Origin of the sequence: Bacillus methanolicus PB1 (assembly GCF_000262755.1) — a bacterium.
In the GTDB taxonomy this organism is placed as follows: Bacteria; Bacillota; Bacilli; order Bacillales; family Cytobacillaceae; genus Bacillus_Z; species Bacillus_Z methanolicus.
Genome location: NZ_AFEU01000001.1, coordinates 893,267 through 908,100, shown reverse-complemented (window position 1 = coordinate 908,100; position 14,834 = coordinate 893,267). Strand labels below are relative to the sequence as shown.

Annotated in this window: 14 protein-coding genes, 1 pseudogene and 2 riboswitches; all 15 genes and pseudogenes read left to right on the top strand. The window is 41.4% G+C overall.

Features of this window, described 5'->3' with window-relative positions:
- Nucleotides 1-129 precede the first annotated feature (129 nt).
- The 15 genes and pseudogenes from thiM to PB1_RS04190 all read left to right on the top strand — a co-directional run bounded on the left by thiM (nucleotide 130) and on the right by PB1_RS04190 (nucleotide 14,806).
- Nucleotides 130-936: a hydroxyethylthiazole kinase gene (gene thiM / locus PB1_RS04255; protein WP_003350962.1), complete on the top strand. Its 807-nt coding sequence runs from the start codon at nucleotides 130-132 to the stop codon at nucleotides 934-936.
- 15 nt (nucleotides 937-951) lie between these two features.
- Nucleotides 952-1,767 carry a bifunctional hydroxymethylpyrimidine kinase/phosphomethylpyrimidine kinase gene (thiD, locus tag PB1_RS04250; RefSeq protein ID WP_003350961.1) on the top strand — a complete coding sequence of 272 codons (816 nt, stop codon included), beginning with the start codon at nucleotides 952-954 and terminating at the stop codon, nucleotides 1,765-1,767.
- A 4-nt stretch (nucleotides 1,768-1,771) separates the two neighbouring features.
- Nucleotides 1,772-2,443: a thiamine phosphate synthase gene (gene thiE / locus PB1_RS04245; protein WP_003350960.1), complete on the top strand. Its 672-nt coding sequence runs from the start codon at nucleotides 1,772-1,774 to the stop codon at nucleotides 2,441-2,443.
- Between the two features lie 118 nt (nucleotides 2,444-2,561).
- Nucleotides 2,562-3,722, top strand: coding sequence for a DEAD/DEAH box helicase (locus tag PB1_RS04240; RefSeq protein ID WP_003350959.1), 1,161 nt, complete (start codon nucleotides 2,562-2,564; stop codon nucleotides 3,720-3,722).
- 396 nt (nucleotides 3,723-4,118) lie between these two features.
- Nucleotides 4,119-4,253, top strand: coding sequence for a hypothetical protein (locus PB1_RS18275; protein WP_003350958.1), 135 nt, complete (start codon nucleotides 4,119-4,121; stop codon nucleotides 4,251-4,253).
- A 117-nt stretch (nucleotides 4,254-4,370) separates the two neighbouring features.
- A riboswitch (SAM riboswitch) is annotated at nucleotides 4,371-4,476 on the top strand.
- Nucleotides 4,477-4,635: 159 nt separating this feature from the next.
- Complete coding sequence (locus PB1_RS04235) at nucleotides 4,636-5,778, top strand: trans-sulfuration enzyme family protein (RefSeq protein WP_003350957.1); 1,143 nt, start codon at nucleotides 4,636-4,638, stop codon at nucleotides 5,776-5,778.
- Between the two features lie 97 nt (nucleotides 5,779-5,875).
- A riboswitch (SAM riboswitch) is annotated at nucleotides 5,876-5,986 on the top strand.
- 132 nt (nucleotides 5,987-6,118) lie between these two features.
- Nucleotides 6,119-7,923 (top strand): annotated as a pseudogene (locus tag PB1_RS04230) (PLP-dependent aspartate aminotransferase family protein).
- Nucleotides 7,924-7,954: 31 nt separating this feature from the next.
- Complete coding sequence (locus PB1_RS04225; RefSeq protein ID WP_003350956.1) at nucleotides 7,955-8,935, top strand: aliphatic sulfonate ABC transporter substrate-binding protein; 981 nt, start codon at nucleotides 7,955-7,957, stop codon at nucleotides 8,933-8,935.
- 56 nt (nucleotides 8,936-8,991) lie between these two features.
- A complete protein-coding gene (locus PB1_RS04220) occupies nucleotides 8,992-9,828 on the top strand; it encodes an ABC transporter permease (protein ID WP_003350955.1) in 837 nt (278 codons plus the stop codon).
- A 13-nt stretch (nucleotides 9,829-9,841) separates the two neighbouring features.
- On the top strand, nucleotides 9,842-10,570 hold the full coding sequence (locus PB1_RS04215) for an ABC transporter ATP-binding protein (protein ID WP_003350953.1): 729 nt from the start codon (nucleotides 9,842-9,844) through the stop codon (nucleotides 10,568-10,570).
- 13 nt (nucleotides 10,571-10,583) lie between these two features.
- Nucleotides 10,584-12,305 (top strand): acetate--CoA ligase, encoded by a 1,722-nt coding sequence (gene acsA, locus PB1_RS04210; RefSeq protein WP_003350952.1) that lies wholly within the window; start codon nucleotides 10,584-10,586, stop codon nucleotides 12,303-12,305.
- A gap of 108 nt (nucleotides 12,306-12,413) precedes the next feature.
- Nucleotides 12,414-12,596, top strand: coding sequence for a hypothetical protein (locus PB1_RS16825; protein WP_238533083.1), 183 nt, complete (start codon nucleotides 12,414-12,416; stop codon nucleotides 12,594-12,596).
- 578 nt (nucleotides 12,597-13,174) lie between these two features.
- A complete protein-coding gene (gene rraA / locus PB1_RS04200; protein ID WP_003350949.1) occupies nucleotides 13,175-13,654 on the top strand; it encodes a ribonuclease E activity regulator RraA in 480 nt (159 codons plus the stop codon).
- Nucleotides 13,655-13,794: 140 nt separating this feature from the next.
- On the top strand, nucleotides 13,795-14,139 hold the full coding sequence (locus PB1_RS04195; protein WP_003350948.1) for a lmo0954 family membrane protein: 345 nt from the start codon (nucleotides 13,795-13,797) through the stop codon (nucleotides 14,137-14,139).
- A 19-nt stretch (nucleotides 14,140-14,158) separates the two neighbouring features.
- On the top strand, nucleotides 14,159-14,806 hold the full coding sequence (locus PB1_RS04190) for a PspA/IM30 family protein (protein ID WP_003350947.1): 648 nt from the start codon (nucleotides 14,159-14,161) through the stop codon (nucleotides 14,804-14,806).
- Nucleotides 14,807-14,834: the final 28 nt, after the last annotated feature.

The following is a 14,834-nucleotide window of genomic DNA, read 5'->3' as shown; positions in this document are numbered from 1 at the left end:
TCCATTTGCAAAACGTATTGGAAAAAGAGAATAAGAAATTCAAAGATCAAAATGACTTGTCCATATTATTCGCTGGCGGCTCATCAGGTGATTTTTTACCAACTTTCTAGAAAGGGATGCATGATCAAAATGAATACTGAAAACATTGCTGCTATACTTGAGAAAGTGAGAAAAGCGAATCCGCTCGTACATAATATTACGAATATCGTCGTTGCTAACTTTACTGCGAACGGCTTGTTGGCTTTAGGAGCTTCCCCGTTCATGGCAGACGCAAAAGAAGAAGTTTCGGATATTGCGAACTTAGCAGGAGCACTTGTTTTAAATATTGGCACGCTGAATCCTGAGACCGTCGAGGTAATCATGATTGCCGGAAAGGCTGCAAATGAAAAAGGCGTTCCGGTCATCTTGGATCCTGTCGGAGCGGGAGCTTCCCCTTACAGGACAGCTGCAGCGAAGCAGATTGTCAATGAACTTAAAATTTCCGTCATCAGGGGAAACGCTGCAGAAGTCGCAAATGTGATCGGTGAAAACTGGGCGATTAAAGGCGTTGATGCCGGGGAAGGCAAGGGGGATATTATAGAACTGGCCAAAAAAGCTGCCCAGCAATTGAGAACAACCATTGCTGTTACAGGAAAGGAGGATGTTGCTTCCGACGGCGAAACGACATACCTCATACGTAACGGTCATCAAATCTTAACAAAGGTTACTGGTACAGGGTGTCTGCTGACTTCGATTATCGGCGCCTTTTCTGCCGTAGAAAAAAACTTTTTAGATGCTTCTGCCGCTGCATTAGCTTGCTATGGAGTGGCAGCGGAAATCGCGGCGGATAAAACATCTGACAAAGGACCGGGCAGTTTTCAAATTGAATTTTTAGACCAGTTAGCCAAATTTTCATCTGATGATATAAGAAACTTAGCTTCAGTTGAACGAGTGTAAAGGAGGCCAGAATCTATGAAAAAAGTACACAAAGCATTAACGATTGCCGGTTCGGACAGCGGCGGCGGCGCCGGGATCCAAGCCGATTTAAAGACTTTTCAGGAACTAGAGGTTTTTGGCATGTCTGCGTTAACAGCCGTTACGGCTCAGAACACTTTAGGTGTTCAAGGTGTATACCCTCTTTCTGTCCAGGCCGTCGAACAGCAGATTGAATCGATCGGTACAGATCTTGGCGCTGATGCGGTGAAAACGGGCATGCTGTTCAACAGTGAAATCATTGAGGCGGTTTCCGGCAAAATTAAAAAATTTGGCTGGAAAAATGTTATTGTCGACCCGGTTATGATTGCAAAAGGAGGAGCGCCGTTATTACAAAATGAAGCTATCAGCGCTTTAAAAAATCGCCTGCTCCCGCTTGCGGAGGTTGTTACCCCAAATATTCCGGAAGCAGAAGCAATAACAGGAATTAAAATTGAAACCATTGAAGATCGTTTTGAGGCTGCGAAGTATATCTTTGAACTGGGAGCCAGAAATGTTGTCATTAAAGGCGGACACGAAATCGCCAGTGAAGCGGTTGATGTGTTATATGACGGTCGGGAGTTTTACTATTTTAAAAGCAAAAAAATTGAAACTAAGAACACACATGGAACCGGCTGTACGTTTGCTGCTGCAATTGCTGCTGAACTGGCAAAGGGAAATACGGTACAAAATGCAGTCCAAACAGCAAAAGATTTTATCGCAGCCGCAATTGAAAATCAACTGGGAATCGGACTAGGACACGGGCCGACAAACCACTGGGCTTACCGGCAAAAACTAGTATCTGAAAAAAGGTGATATCATGGCTGGAATTTCAAAAGAAAATATGCGGGAGCTGTTAAAAGTTTATTTTATAATGGGGAGCAACAATTGTCTCAAAGACCCTCTTGAAGTTGTATCGGAAGCACTTCAGGGAGGAGCAACCTTGTTTCAGTTACGCGAAAAAGGAAACGGTGCTTTGACCGGAGAGCTGAAAAAGGGTTTTGCCAAGAAAGTTCAAAGCATTTGCAAAAAATTCGGCGTACCTTTTATTGTCAACGATGATGTCGACCTGGCAATGGAGCTGGGTGCAGATGGGGTCCATATTGGCCAGGACGATGAATACGCCGAAACTGTCCGAAAGAAAATAGGCAATAAGATTCTTGGCGTCTCTGCCCACAATCTCGAAGAAGTCCAGTCTGCAATTCAAGCAGGCGCTGATTATGTAGGTATCGGCCCTATCTTCCCGACAAAAACAAAAAAAGATGCTAAAGAAGTACAGGGCACCGCACTGCTCCGTTTACTTCGAGAGAAGCGAATCGACATCCCGGCAGTCGGGATTGGCGGGATCAACGCACATAACGCCGCACAAGTTGTGGAAGCCGGGGCAGATGGCGTCTCTGTCATTTCCGCGATCAGCATGGCCGATTCTCCTCTTGAAAGCACAAAGCAAATAAAATATGCAGTAGTTACTTTAGCAGGATTACAAAAATAAATACTTATGTTCGAGGTAAGAGTGCTTTTTATGAGGCACTCTTTTTTCAACTCTCCTTTCGATATTCAAAAAGATGTGGAATAATACTCTCTATAAAATATAAATAAGGAGATCCAACATGTCAGAAGAAAAGTCAATCATTGCAACATTACAACCGTTTATACAGGAAGGATGGAATAAATCAGGCTTTAAAAAGCCAACGACAATCCAAAAGCAGTCAATTCCTCTTATTTTACAAGGGAAAGATGTGGTCGCAGAATCACCGACTGGAACAGGAAAAACGCTAAGTTACTTGCTGCCCTTGCTCCATAAGATCGATCCGGGTAAAAAAAGCGTACAAGCTTTGATTTTGGCACCCTCACAGGAACTTGTGATGCAAATTTTCGGCGAGTTCCAAAAATGGTCTGAAGGTAGCGGAATAAGAGGCGCTTCGTTTATTGGGGGAGCCAACATGAAGCGCCAGCTTGAAAAATTAAAGAAAAATCCACATGTTGTTATTGGTACGCCGGGTCGTACATTTGAACTAATCAAACAGAAAAAGCTGAAAATGCATGAAGTAAAAATGGTCGTCCTTGATGAAGGCGACCAGCTCCTCATTCCTGAACATGCCGATATCGTTAAAAATATTATAAAAACAACGTTGAGTGACCGGCAAATCGCACTCTTTTCAGCAACACTTACATCCAGAACAGAAGAAGGGGCTAAGAGTCTTGCGAACGAACCGGAAGTCATCCGCGTTAAAAAGGATGAAGCAATCAGCTCCTCGAATGTTGACCATATTTATTTTGTTTCAGAGCAGCGGGATAAGATCAAACTACTGGAAAAAGCAGCCCGGCTAAAAGGGATAAGAGCACTTGTTTTTGTGAAAGATATCGGAAACTTACAAGTGCTGGCAGAAAAACTTCACTACAAAAAATTGCAGGTAGAGGTGCTCCACAGTGAGCTGAAAAAAATCGAACGCCAAAAAGCATTAAAAAACTTCCGATCAGCAGAAAACAACTTATTGCTGGCAACGGATGTCGCTGCTAGAGGCCTTGATATTAAAGGAATTACGCATGTGATTCATTTCGACTTTCCGAAAGACGTGAATCAGTACGTTCACCGTTCCGGCAGAACCGGAAGATTAGGCGAAAGCGGCACTGTCATTTCGTTTGTGACAGACAGAGAAGAGCGGGAATTGAAGAAATTCGCCAAAGAGTTGAAAATACCGGTTCATAAAAAAGTTTTTTATAAAGGCGAAATAACTGACGAACGTTCGAAAACTGAAAAGGAAAGTTAGGCATCCAGGTGCTTGGCTTTTTTTGGTGAAATGAACGAATTGCTGTAAAATCGAAAAAATATCCAATTTATCTCAGTTAAAATAAAATATTCGCAATAATATCCGAAAAATTGCAATTAAATTGAAAGAATCGAGGCTGTCTCAAAAGCCTAAGGGTCAGACCCCATAACACAATAAATAGGACATAATGTTGGATAAATGTGCTATATATTGATAATGCACATGGGGTCAGACCCTTATGAGACAGCCTCGTCTGTAATTACAGCGAACCAATAATATTGCTATGGAAGGGAACGAAAGCAAGAAGAGCACCTAATTTGGAACAGCTTGCCGGGAATATTAAATATTCGAAAAACCAATACTATATTTGAAAAATAAAAAAGGAGTCGAGCTAGAATGGGGCGTACAAAACCGGCAAATGCTAACGCACAAAGAAATAACAATAAGAAAAAGGGAAACAATACGAGCGAAGAGCTGGTTGAATTTACTTCGCCAAAAAACAGGAAGAATCAAGATAATCCTAAAGACTAATTGGAGTGAACCGAAAGAGGATTCGTTCAAACGGACCTCTTTTTACTTAAGATCCAGTTGACGGACCAACCCGTTTTTTGTTATACTCCACCTAATATTATGAATTTAGAAATTATACTCTTATCCGGAGAGGCGGAGGGACAGGCCCTGTGAAGCCCGGCAACCTGCATGGTTCATTGCAAAGGTGCCAAATCCTGCAGACAGAAGTTCTGGAAGATAAGAGGAGGATATGAACTTTACGCCTCTTCTTTGTGAAGAGGTTTTTTATTATCATATTCTAAACACCCGAAAGACCATCACCTGTATTGGGAAGGTAACGGTCGTTTGGATCTGATTTTTTTATGAGTGGCGATAAAGTTTCAGTTAATTGAAGAAGGTGGATATGTTGGCGGATAGGTTTGAAACGAAATTATTGCATAGTGTAAAAAAACAAAAACTCCCTATCAAAAGTAAAGTTACCCCGATTTATCAAACTTCCGCGTTCACGTTTGAAGATCTTGATGATCTTGAACGATTTTACAGGGGAGAGGGCAACTATTTGTATACCCGTTCCGGCAATCCGAATACAGATGAACTCGGTGAAGCAGTGGCAGCTATCGAGGGTGCTCCTGCAGGAGTTGCGACATCTTCCGGGATTTCAGCGATTCTTGCCGGGGTGCTAGCTGCTTGTAAAAGCGGTGATCACATTGTTGCAGCAGATGACCTGTATGGAGGAAGCTTTCATTTATTAAAAAATGAACTGAACCAACTTGGAATTGAGACCACTTTTGTACCCTTTTCAGACCTTCAACAGGTTGAACAGGCGATTCAGTCTAATACAAAGCTCCTTTACACAGAGTCAATAACTAATCCGCTGTTGAGAGTTGAAAATCTTGAAGCTGTTGTGGACCTTGCCAAAAGGTACAGCCTTGTTACGATTGTAGATAACACATTTGCAACTCCTTATCATTGCAATCCGTATATACTGGGAGCAGATTTAGTTATTCATAGTGCGACAAAATATATTGGCGGGCACAGTGATATTACGGCCGGTGTTGTTGTCGGCAAAGAAGGGCTGGTTGCCAAAGCGAGGAAAAAAGTGGTAAATCTCGGTGCAAATGTCAGTCCGTTTGAAGCGTGGCTTACATGCCGTGGATTGAAAACTCTCGCTTTAAGAATGAAAAGCCAGACTCAGAATGCAAGGAAGCTTGCCGAAGCTCTAATGACAAATGAAAATGTGGAAAAAGTATACTATCCTTTTGACCATTCAGAAGAAGGCTTTGGGGCGATCGTTACAATCGAGCTATCGAAAAAAGTGGATGTAAATAAGTTTTTCCGTGCACTTTCTTGGGTGAAAATTATCCCTACGCTTGCCGGAGTGGAAACGACTGTTTCACACCCGATGTCAACTTCCCACCGTGCACTGCCTCCTAAAGCAAGAGAAGCATTAGGAATTACGAAAGAGGTTGTCCGCATATCAGTCGGAATTGAGCATTCGGAAGACATCATTCAAGTATTTGAAAGAGCGATTGAAAATTCTGTTTAATGAAAATTATGTTTGACTAGATTTATAAACTAAATTATAATCCTTTATAAAGTTAACGAATTAATATTTTAATTGATTATAATTAGAATACCAGTATCTCTTATCAAGAGTGACGGAGGGATCAGGCCCGATGAAGTCCGGCAACCTTCAAGCAATGCTTGAAAAGGTGCCAATTCCTGCAGACAATTCATTGTCTGAAAGATAAGAGGAGGAGCCCCCTCTTCTTATGAAGAGGGGGTTTTTTCGTAAAGAGATTTCGGAAAAGTAAAAATACATAAACAATATATAAGTATTAAACCGACTAAACCAATAAAATTAATTATCTTTAGGAGGAAAAACAATGGCAAAACATTTTGATACGTACGATGTAGAGACGATTCTTTTGCATGGAGGGCAAGCGCCGGATCCAACAACCGGTTCAAGAGCTGTTCCGATTTATCAAACAACCTCATATGTATTGTATTTCATAATACCGAACATGCCCAGAGCTTATTTTCGCTCGATGAACCTGGAAACATTTATTCAAGAATAGGAAATCCAACAGTCGATGTCCTCGAAAAGCGAATTGCCCTGCTTGAAGACGGAGTAGCAGCAGTTGCCACTTCATCAGGAATGGCTGCAATTGCTTTATCCATAATGAATATTGCTCAGGCAGGTGATGAAATTGTTGCAGCATCCAATCTTTATGGCGGTACATACAATTTATTCGCTGTTACACTTCCGAAATACGGAATTAATGTTCATTTTGTCGATCCAAAAGATCCGGAAAATTTCCGCAAAGCGATTACACCAAAAACGAAAGCTCTTTATGGAGAGATTATCGGAAATCCGAGCCTTCATGTTTTAGATATTGAAGCGGTGGCAGAGATTGCGCATGAAAATGGAATTCCATTGATAATAGACAATACGTTTGCCTCCCCATACCTTTGCAAACCGATTCAATGGGGAGCGGATATTGTCGTTCACTCGGCAACTAAATGGATTGGCGGACACGGCACAGCGATTGGCGGCCTTGTTATTGATGGGGGGCGCTTCAACTGGAATAATGGAAAATTTCCTGGATTCACAGAACCTGATCCAAGCTACAACGGCATCAGATATGCAAATGATTTTGGAACGTTAGCCTTTAGTACAAAGCTGAGAGTTCAGCTTTTAAGGGACTTTGGTTCTTGCTTAAGCCCGCAAAACGCATTCCTGTTGCTGCAAGGGCTTGAAACACTTCATCTTCGGATGGAAAAACATACAGAAAATGCGTTAAAGATTGCTCAATTTTTGAAATCTCATCCGGCAGTAGAGTGGGTATCATACCCTGGCCTGGAAGAGCACCCTGCTCACGAACTTGCGAAAAAATACTTGAGAAACGGCTTTGGTTCAATCGTGAATTTCGGAATTAAAGGCGGCCGGGAAGCGGGTAAAAAAGTAATCGACCATATAGCTTTATGGTCCCACGTTGCTAATGTCGGGGACGCGAAGTCACTCATTATACATCCTGCATCAACGACACATCAGCAGTTGAGCGCTGAAGATCTTAAGAAAACTGGTGTCAGTGAAGAATTGATCCGTTTGTCTGTAGGGCTTGAATCGGTTCGGGATCTGATAAATGATTTAGATCAGGCTTTTTATCAGGCGACCGGAATTTCTTCAAAGGGTGCTGAAAAAGGAAATACGGCAGTAAATGACGAGGGGGTTATCCGCTGGGCTCTCCAATCGCCATTTGTCCGGGAAGTTGTTGATGGGAAAGAATTGCAGCGCCCAAAAACGCTGGCAATTGTCGGTTTAAGCAGCAACCCGGGGCGTCCGAGCAATCGTTTGGCAAGGAAAATGAAGCGGCTTGGATATAAAATTGTTCCGGTAAATCCGAGAGAAACAGAAGTACTTGGAGAACAGGCATATCCTGATTTAAAATCAGTTCCATTTAAGATTGACATTGTGCAAATCTTCCGCAGCCCGGAGGCAGCAATTGAGATTGCAAAAGAAGCGGCAGAAGTTCAGCCAAAAGTTTTCTGGCTTCAGGAAGGCGTTATTTCTCCAAAAGCAGTGGAAATTGCTAAAGAAGCAGGACTCGAAGTTGTTCATAATCGCTGTACGTATAAAGAAGCGCAGCGCCTCCGCGGAACAATTGTCACTTATGCATGCGAGATTTAAAGATTAAGAGAGAAGAAAGGAGATTAGTGAGATGAAGAAATGGTTTGGAATATTGGCAGGGTTGCTGCTATTGTTCGGAGTTTCCGGCTGCTCGAATAGCACGGGTGCAAAAGGAGATAAGCCTGAAAAAATTGTACTTGATTATGCTTACTATTCCCCAACGAGCCTTATTTTGAAAGAGTTTGGCTGGGCTGAAGAAGCTTTTGAAAAAGAAGGTATTAAAGTGGAATATGTTCTCAGCCAAGGCAGCAACAAGGCGCTTGAGTTTTTAAACAGCAAAAGCGTGGATTTCGGATCAACAGCAGGAGCAGCAGCCTTAATGGCAAAAGCAAAAGGCGCACCAATTGAATCGGTTTATATTTTTTCCAAGCCTGAATGGACGGCCCTTGTAACGAACAAGGATTCTTCAATTCAGTCAGTTAGTGATTTGAAGGGAAAGAAAGTAGCTGCAACTGTTGGTACAGACCCTTACATTTTTCTTTTAAGAACATTGGATGAGGCGGGACTTTCTGCTTCAGATGTACAAATCGTAAATCTCCAGCACAGTGACGGCGCAAGTGCATTGACGACAAAACAGGTGGATGCTTGGGCAGGGCTTGACCCTCATATGGCAAAATTGGAACTTGAAGCTGATACAAAGCTCTTTTATAGAAACGCAGATTTTAACACATACGGAACTTTAAATGTTCGCAGCGAATTTGCCAAAAAATACCCTAACTACGTCAAGAAAGTCATTGAAGTTTATGAGAAAGCCAGAAAGTGGGCATTAGAAAACCCTGATAAAACGGCAGAAATTCTGTCAAAAGAAGCGAAAATTAACCTTGATGTGGCGAAAAAACAGCTTGAGCGGACTGATTTTTCTAACCCCGTGCCTGGAGAGGAACAAAAGCAGGCGCTAAAATCGGCCGGAAAAGTATTGCAAAAGGATGACATTTTTAAAGGAGACGTAAAAATTGATTCGCTTGTCGACGAACTCATTAATCCGAAGTTTGCCGAAGAAGTAATTAAATAAAGCAATACAAGATGACGTTTTAAAAACAGCTTCTTTCAGAAAGGGGGACCATTCAAATGAATAGCAAGTACACAACCGTTACGACACATATTCCTGTAAAAGAGAAAAAAAATTTATCGATTCAGCCAAAAATAAAAGCGGCCGTTTATGGGACAATTGTCCCGCTAGGATTGGTAATTGTTTGGGAGTATTTAAGCAGAATCGGGGTTTTCCCGCAGCATTTACTTCCTGCTCCAACTGCTATCCTTGATACAATTGGAGGAATGTTTCAGGATGGAACTTTATGGAGCCACCTAGGAATCACATTATATCGACTGATATTTGGATTTCTAATAGGAGTCACTGCCGCGGTATTACTTGGGGCGTCCGCAGGTTATTTTAAAACAGTAGAAAGCTTGATTGATCCGTTGATTCAGGCTTTCCGCTCTATTCCATCTTTAGCGTGGGTGCCGCTGTTTATTTTATGGATGGGAATCGGCGAGCCTTCAAAAATTGTTTTGATCGCAGTCGGAGTATTTTTCCCTGTTTATTTAAATATTGTTTCCGGTATTCAAGGTGTGGACCGGAAACTGATCGAAGTCGGCAAGGTTTATAATTTCAACTCGTGGCAATTAATCCGCAAAATCATTTTGCCTGCATCCATGCCTTCATTTTTAGTCGGAATACGCAGCGGCCTTGGACTGGGCTGGATGTTTGTTGTGGCTGCTGAGTTAATGGGAGCAAGTAAAGGGATCGGGTATTTGCTCGTGTACGGACAGAATACGTATTCGCCGGAGCTTATTATTTCTAGTATTGTTCTGTTTGCGATTTTAGGAAAACTGTCAGACTCTCTGTTAAAAAGCCTGGAAGCAAAAACCCTTCACTGGCAAGATACATTTACGAAAAAAACGTAAAGGAATGAATAATATGCTGGCTATCGAGAATGTTTCCAGAACGTTTGCAAATGGTGAAACAGGCTTAAAAAACATTAATTTAACCGTGCAAAAAGGAGAGATTATCGGAATCCTCGGAACAAGCGGCTGCGGAAAAAGCACACTTCTGCGTGTTTTGTCAGGCCTTGATGAAGGATACGCAGGCACTGTTAAAATTGACGGAGATATTGTCCGTTCTGTCCATGAAAAGATTGGTATCATCTTTCAGGAACCCAGGCTTCTTCCGTGGCTGAATGTCATTGATAATGTTGCATTCGGTCTCAAAAATAATGATCAAAAGATGGAAATAGCCAAAAAATATATCTCTTTAGTAGGTTTAGCTGGCTTCGAAAATCATTATCCGAAAGATCTTTCCGGCGGTATGGCCCAGCGGGTAGCCATTGCAAGAGCCCTTGTCACCGCTCCGGAAATATTGCTGCTTGATGAGCCATTTAGTGCATTGGACGCTTTTACAAAAATGCAGCTTCAGGATTTGCTCCTGTCAATCTGGGAGCAGTACCAATCTACGATGCTTCTTGTCACACATGATGTAGATGAGGCTCTCTATTTATGTGACCGAATTATCATTCTCCGCGGACAGCCGGGTGAAATCTGCGACATGTTAACGATTGAACAAAAACGGCCCCGCGCAAGAGGAGACGCTTATTTAGGACAATTAAAAGAAAAAATTATTAATCTTTTAGATTTATCAACGAATTCATAAAGGAGTTTTTTCCATGACTGTTTTAAATGGATACCATTTGCCCCCTGAAATAGGGGATTACAACCTAAAAGATTATAAGCAAACATACAGCCATTTTGATTGGTCAGAAGTAGAAAAACGCTTCAGCTGGAAAGAGACAGGACTTGTTAATATGGCCTATGAATGCATCGACAGGCATGTTGAGGAAGGTTATGGAGAAAAAACTGCTCTTTATTATTTGAACGGTGATGAAGAGTATAAACTTTCTTTTCGCGAAGTTAAAGAAAAAACAGACCATCTGGCAACTGTTTTGAAAAAGCACGGGGTGAAAAAAGGAGATATTGTTTTTATTTTTCTCCCTAAACACCCGGACTGCTATTTGGCAATGATCGCCGCCATTAAAATCGGAGCGATTGCAGGCCCGTTATTTGAGGCCTTTATGGAAGAAGCCGTGAAAGACAGAATTTCAGATTGTGAAGGCAAATTTTTAATAACGGACCATATTCTTGGAAAACGGGTTCCGAAACATGATCTTCCATCATTGGAAAAAATTTTTATTACAAGCGGACCGGAATATTGCAAAGAAGGCGAAATCTCCCTTGAAGCAGAACTAGAAAATACAGTTCGTGAGGAAAATATCATTGAATGGGTCGATTTAGAAGCAGGTTTAAATATCCATTATACAAGCGGATCTACCGGGAAGCCAAAGGGAATTGTACATGCGCACCGCGCGATGATTCTACAATACCAAACAGGCAAATGGGTGCTTGACCTAAAGGAAGATGATATTTATTGGTGTACAGCTCATCCCGGCTGGGTAACCGGCACCGTTTACGGAATATTTGCTCCATGGCTTAATCGTACAACTATTGTTGTGAATGGAGGAAGATTTCAGGCTCACTCATGGTATAGAACAATAGAAAAGGCTAAAGTAACGGTTTGGTACAGTGCTCCGACTGCTTTCAGAATGCTGATGGCTGAAGGAAAAGCTGTCCAGAAACAATACGATTTGAGTTCGCTTCGCCATATTTTAAGTGTAGGCGAACCGCTGAATCCTGAAGTTATTTATTGGGGTAAAGAAACTCTCCGATTGCGGATTCATGATACATGGTGGATGACAGAGACAGGTGCACAGTTAATCGTGAATTTGCCATCGGAAACGATTAAGCCGGGTTCGATGGGACGTCCGTTCCCTGGAATTGAAGCGGCGGTATTAGATGGCAATGGAGTACCGCTTCCTCCCGGTGAAGTTGGCCATCTTGCCATAAAGGCTCCATGGCCCTCAATTATGAAGGAAGTTTGGAAAAATGAACAAAAGTACCAATCCTATTTTCCGTTTCCAGGATGGTATGTTTCCGGAGATCTTGCTGTTATGGATGAAGACGGATATATATTCTTCCAAGGCCGAAGCGATGACATGATCAACTCTTCCGGAGAGCGGATCGGTCCGTTTGAGGTTGAAAGCAAGCTAATCGAACATCCGGCAATTGCCGAAGCAGCAGTGATTGGAAAGCCTGATCCTCTACGCGGGGAGATTGTAAAAGCATTTATTGTTCTCAGGAAAGGGTATCAGGCGGAAAATCAGCTGCTTGAAGAGATTATTAGATTTGTAAAGCAGAATCTCGCAGCCCATGCAGCTCCTCGTGAGATCGAAATTGTCGATTCACTCCCGAAGACAAAAATCAGCGGAAAAATATTAAGAAGAGAGCTGAAAGCACGAGAGTTGCAAAAAATGAGCCAAGGCCGAACAACATAAAAATCGGCTTCACTTTATATAAAACAAAAAAATTGGGAATATACAGAGCAGAACACTATGGAAGGGAGCTTCTTTCGCTTGTGGAAAAACACGGTGTTTCAGTAGGATTTGAAGCGACCGATAATTCAAACGTTAAGGAAGCTTTTAAACGTAAATCACATCAAAAAAGTTCATGAAATTTTAAATGGGACTTCAAATTTTATTTTAACAAAAATGTGGGTGGAAGGTCTTTCGTTTCATAAACATATGAGGTTGTCTCAAACCTCCATGGCATATCAGACACCGCGATGAATGAAAATATTTTCGACCTTTGACCTGCAATTTATAATGAAATTAGCGGGTCAAAGGTCGTTGCTTTTTTTGCTTTTTACCGGACGTTTTCGTATAAAAAGCCAAAGGGTCAGACCCCATTACACAATATATGGGACATAATATTGGATAAATGTGCTATATATTAATAAACGAACATGGGGTCAGACTCTTATGAGACAGCCTCTGATGGTTTTTTAACGAACTTGCTAATTATGATTTCTTTGTTTGCTCTTCCTCTTCAGGTAAAAGGTCCACGATAATTGAATCCTCTACGTTTAATGCTTGCCGTACAAAGTAGAAATGGACTCCGCCGACTATCCCTAAGCAAATGACAAATCCAATTGTGGTAATCCATAATATAGCTATAAAAATCCCTCCCTTTGTTAGAAAGGTATGCGCCGTTTTGAATCTTTTTTCCATGTAAATTCATAAAAAAAGGGTTATTGGCAATTGTAAAGAAATTATATAGATAGAATTAAGGAAAGGGTGACTGAAAAAAATTCTCTGATGAATATGCTTCAAGATTTCATTCACAATTTACGAAAGGAGAAATAAAAATGAGCTTTAAAACAGCTGATTTGTGTGATGATTTTTCAAATGAACTGGAAGTTTGCACTCTGGAATTTAAATCCTATGGGAAAAAGACATCCTTTTACGGTCCAATTTATACCGTAAAGGTTTTTGAAGATAATGTTCTTGTAAAGGAAGCTTTACAGGATGTACCCGCAGGGAGTGTACTGGTTGTCGATGGAGGAGGATCGAAGCGCTGTGCACTTCTTGGAGACCGTCTTGGAGAAATCGCCGAAAGCAGGGGTCTTGCCGGTGTCATTATAAATGGATGTGTTCGCGATACTGCTGAACTGAAAGACTTAAATGTTGGGATTCTGGCAATAGGCAGCAACCCATTAAAAAGCAATAAGGAGGGTAAAGGTGAAAGGAACGTTTCCGTTGCTTTCGGGGAAGTAGAATGGTCGCCTGAAAAATTTGCGTACGCAGATGAAGATGGCGTGATTGTTTCAAACAAAAAGTTATTTTAAAAAGTTTATTTGATAGGGGGTCTGGCCCGAGCGAGCCAGACCCCCTAAGTCTTAGGTCTTAGTTGAAAATAAAGCTCGGGATCGTTATAGAATGTTGTTTCCAAAGGTAAGATGAAGTCATAGAAAGGAGGAAACGAAAAATGAAAAAATTCGGATTGATTGTAGCAGGCGGGATCGCTGTGATGGTGCTGATTGCACAACTTGGCCCGATGATTGGTTTGGCTGCCAGCTTACTAATTCTGTATTTAGTTGTAAAACAATTTCTAAAAACGGAATCAACAGTAGGAAAAATCGGCTGGGGGATCGTCGGGTTTGTGGCTTTGATGGCTTCCGCATCAAATGTTCCTGCTATTCTTGGAGTCGCAGCTGCTTATGTGTTGTACATTGTCTACAAAAAATGGAACGAAGACAAAATGGTGGTAAAAGAAGAAAACGACCCATTTGCCAATTTTGAAAAGCAATGGGCGGAATTAAATCGTTATTAATGGATAAGGAGGATTCAAAATGACAAATTTAATAACACGTATTAAAAATTCAGTTATGGCAGATCTTCATGAGGTATTAGATCAAAAAGAGCAAAAAAACCCGATTGCATTGCTTAACCAGTATTTGCGCAAGTGTGAACATGAAACTGAAAAAGTTCGCAAATTGCTGGAAAGACAATATACATTAAAAGAAGAGTTTACACGTGAATATCATCATGCCCTTGAATTAGCAGAAAAACGCAAACGCCAGGCGGAAATTGCTTCAAAAGCAGGAGAAACCGAGCTTTATGAATTTGCTTCCCGAGAACAACATCAATATGAGGAACGTGCGGTAAGACTTAAGGAAGTAATGCAAACTGCATTGAAGCAGCTAAGTGAACTTGAACAAAAATATGAAGAAATGAAGCACAAATTAAAAGACATGAACATTCGCAGAATGGAGCTTATGGGACGAGAAAACGTAACCCGCGCCTATCACCGAATGAATAAAGTCCTTGAAAACAATGCTTATTCAAATAAAGCTTATTCACGATTCCATGAAATTGAATCCTATCTTGATCGATTGGAACACCAAGTAAACAGCTCTTATTACCGCAGCACAATTGATGCCCGCATCGCCCAGTTGGAAAAAGAAATGAAAAAAGAAGAACCGCATTCTCAATTGTAAAAGAAATTGGTATTCTAAAGGCGTAGAG

Excerpts from the sequence above, each read along its gene's own strand:
- thiD (WP_003350961.1), top strand. The coding sequence starts at position 952 with ATGAAAAAAGTACACAAAGCATTAACGATTGCCGGTTCGGACAGCGGC.
- thiM (WP_003350962.1), top strand. The coding sequence starts at position 130 with ATGAATACTGAAAACATTGCTGCTATACTTGAGAAAGTGAGAAAAGCG.
- PB1_RS04215 (WP_003350953.1), top strand. The coding sequence starts at position 9,842 with ATGCTGGCTATCGAGAATGTTTCCAGAACGTTTGCAAATGGTGAAACA.
- PB1_RS18275 (WP_003350958.1), top strand. The coding sequence starts at position 4,119 with ATGGGGCGTACAAAACCGGCAAATGCTAACGCACAAAGAAATAACAAT.
- PB1_RS04235 (WP_003350957.1), top strand. The coding sequence starts at position 4,636 with ATGTTGGCGGATAGGTTTGAAACGAAATTATTGCATAGTGTAAAAAAA.
- acsA (WP_003350952.1), top strand. The coding sequence starts at position 10,584 with ATGACTGTTTTAAATGGATACCATTTGCCCCCTGAAATAGGGGATTAC.
- PB1_RS04190 (WP_003350947.1), top strand. The coding sequence starts at position 14,159 with ATGACAAATTTAATAACACGTATTAAAAATTCAGTTATGGCAGATCTT.
- PB1_RS04225 (WP_003350956.1), top strand. The coding sequence starts at position 7,955 with ATGAAGAAATGGTTTGGAATATTGGCAGGGTTGCTGCTATTGTTCGGA.
- rraA (WP_003350949.1), top strand. The coding sequence starts at position 13,175 with ATGAGCTTTAAAACAGCTGATTTGTGTGATGATTTTTCAAATGAACTG.
- PB1_RS04240 (WP_003350959.1), top strand. The coding sequence starts at position 2,562 with ATGTCAGAAGAAAAGTCAATCATTGCAACATTACAACCGTTTATACAG.
- PB1_RS04195 (WP_003350948.1), top strand. The coding sequence starts at position 13,795 with ATGAAAAAATTCGGATTGATTGTAGCAGGCGGGATCGCTGTGATGGTG.
- PB1_RS04220 (WP_003350955.1), top strand. The coding sequence starts at position 8,992 with ATGAATAGCAAGTACACAACCGTTACGACACATATTCCTGTAAAAGAG.
- thiE (WP_003350960.1), top strand. The coding sequence starts at position 1,772 with ATGGCTGGAATTTCAAAAGAAAATATGCGGGAGCTGTTAAAAGTTTAT.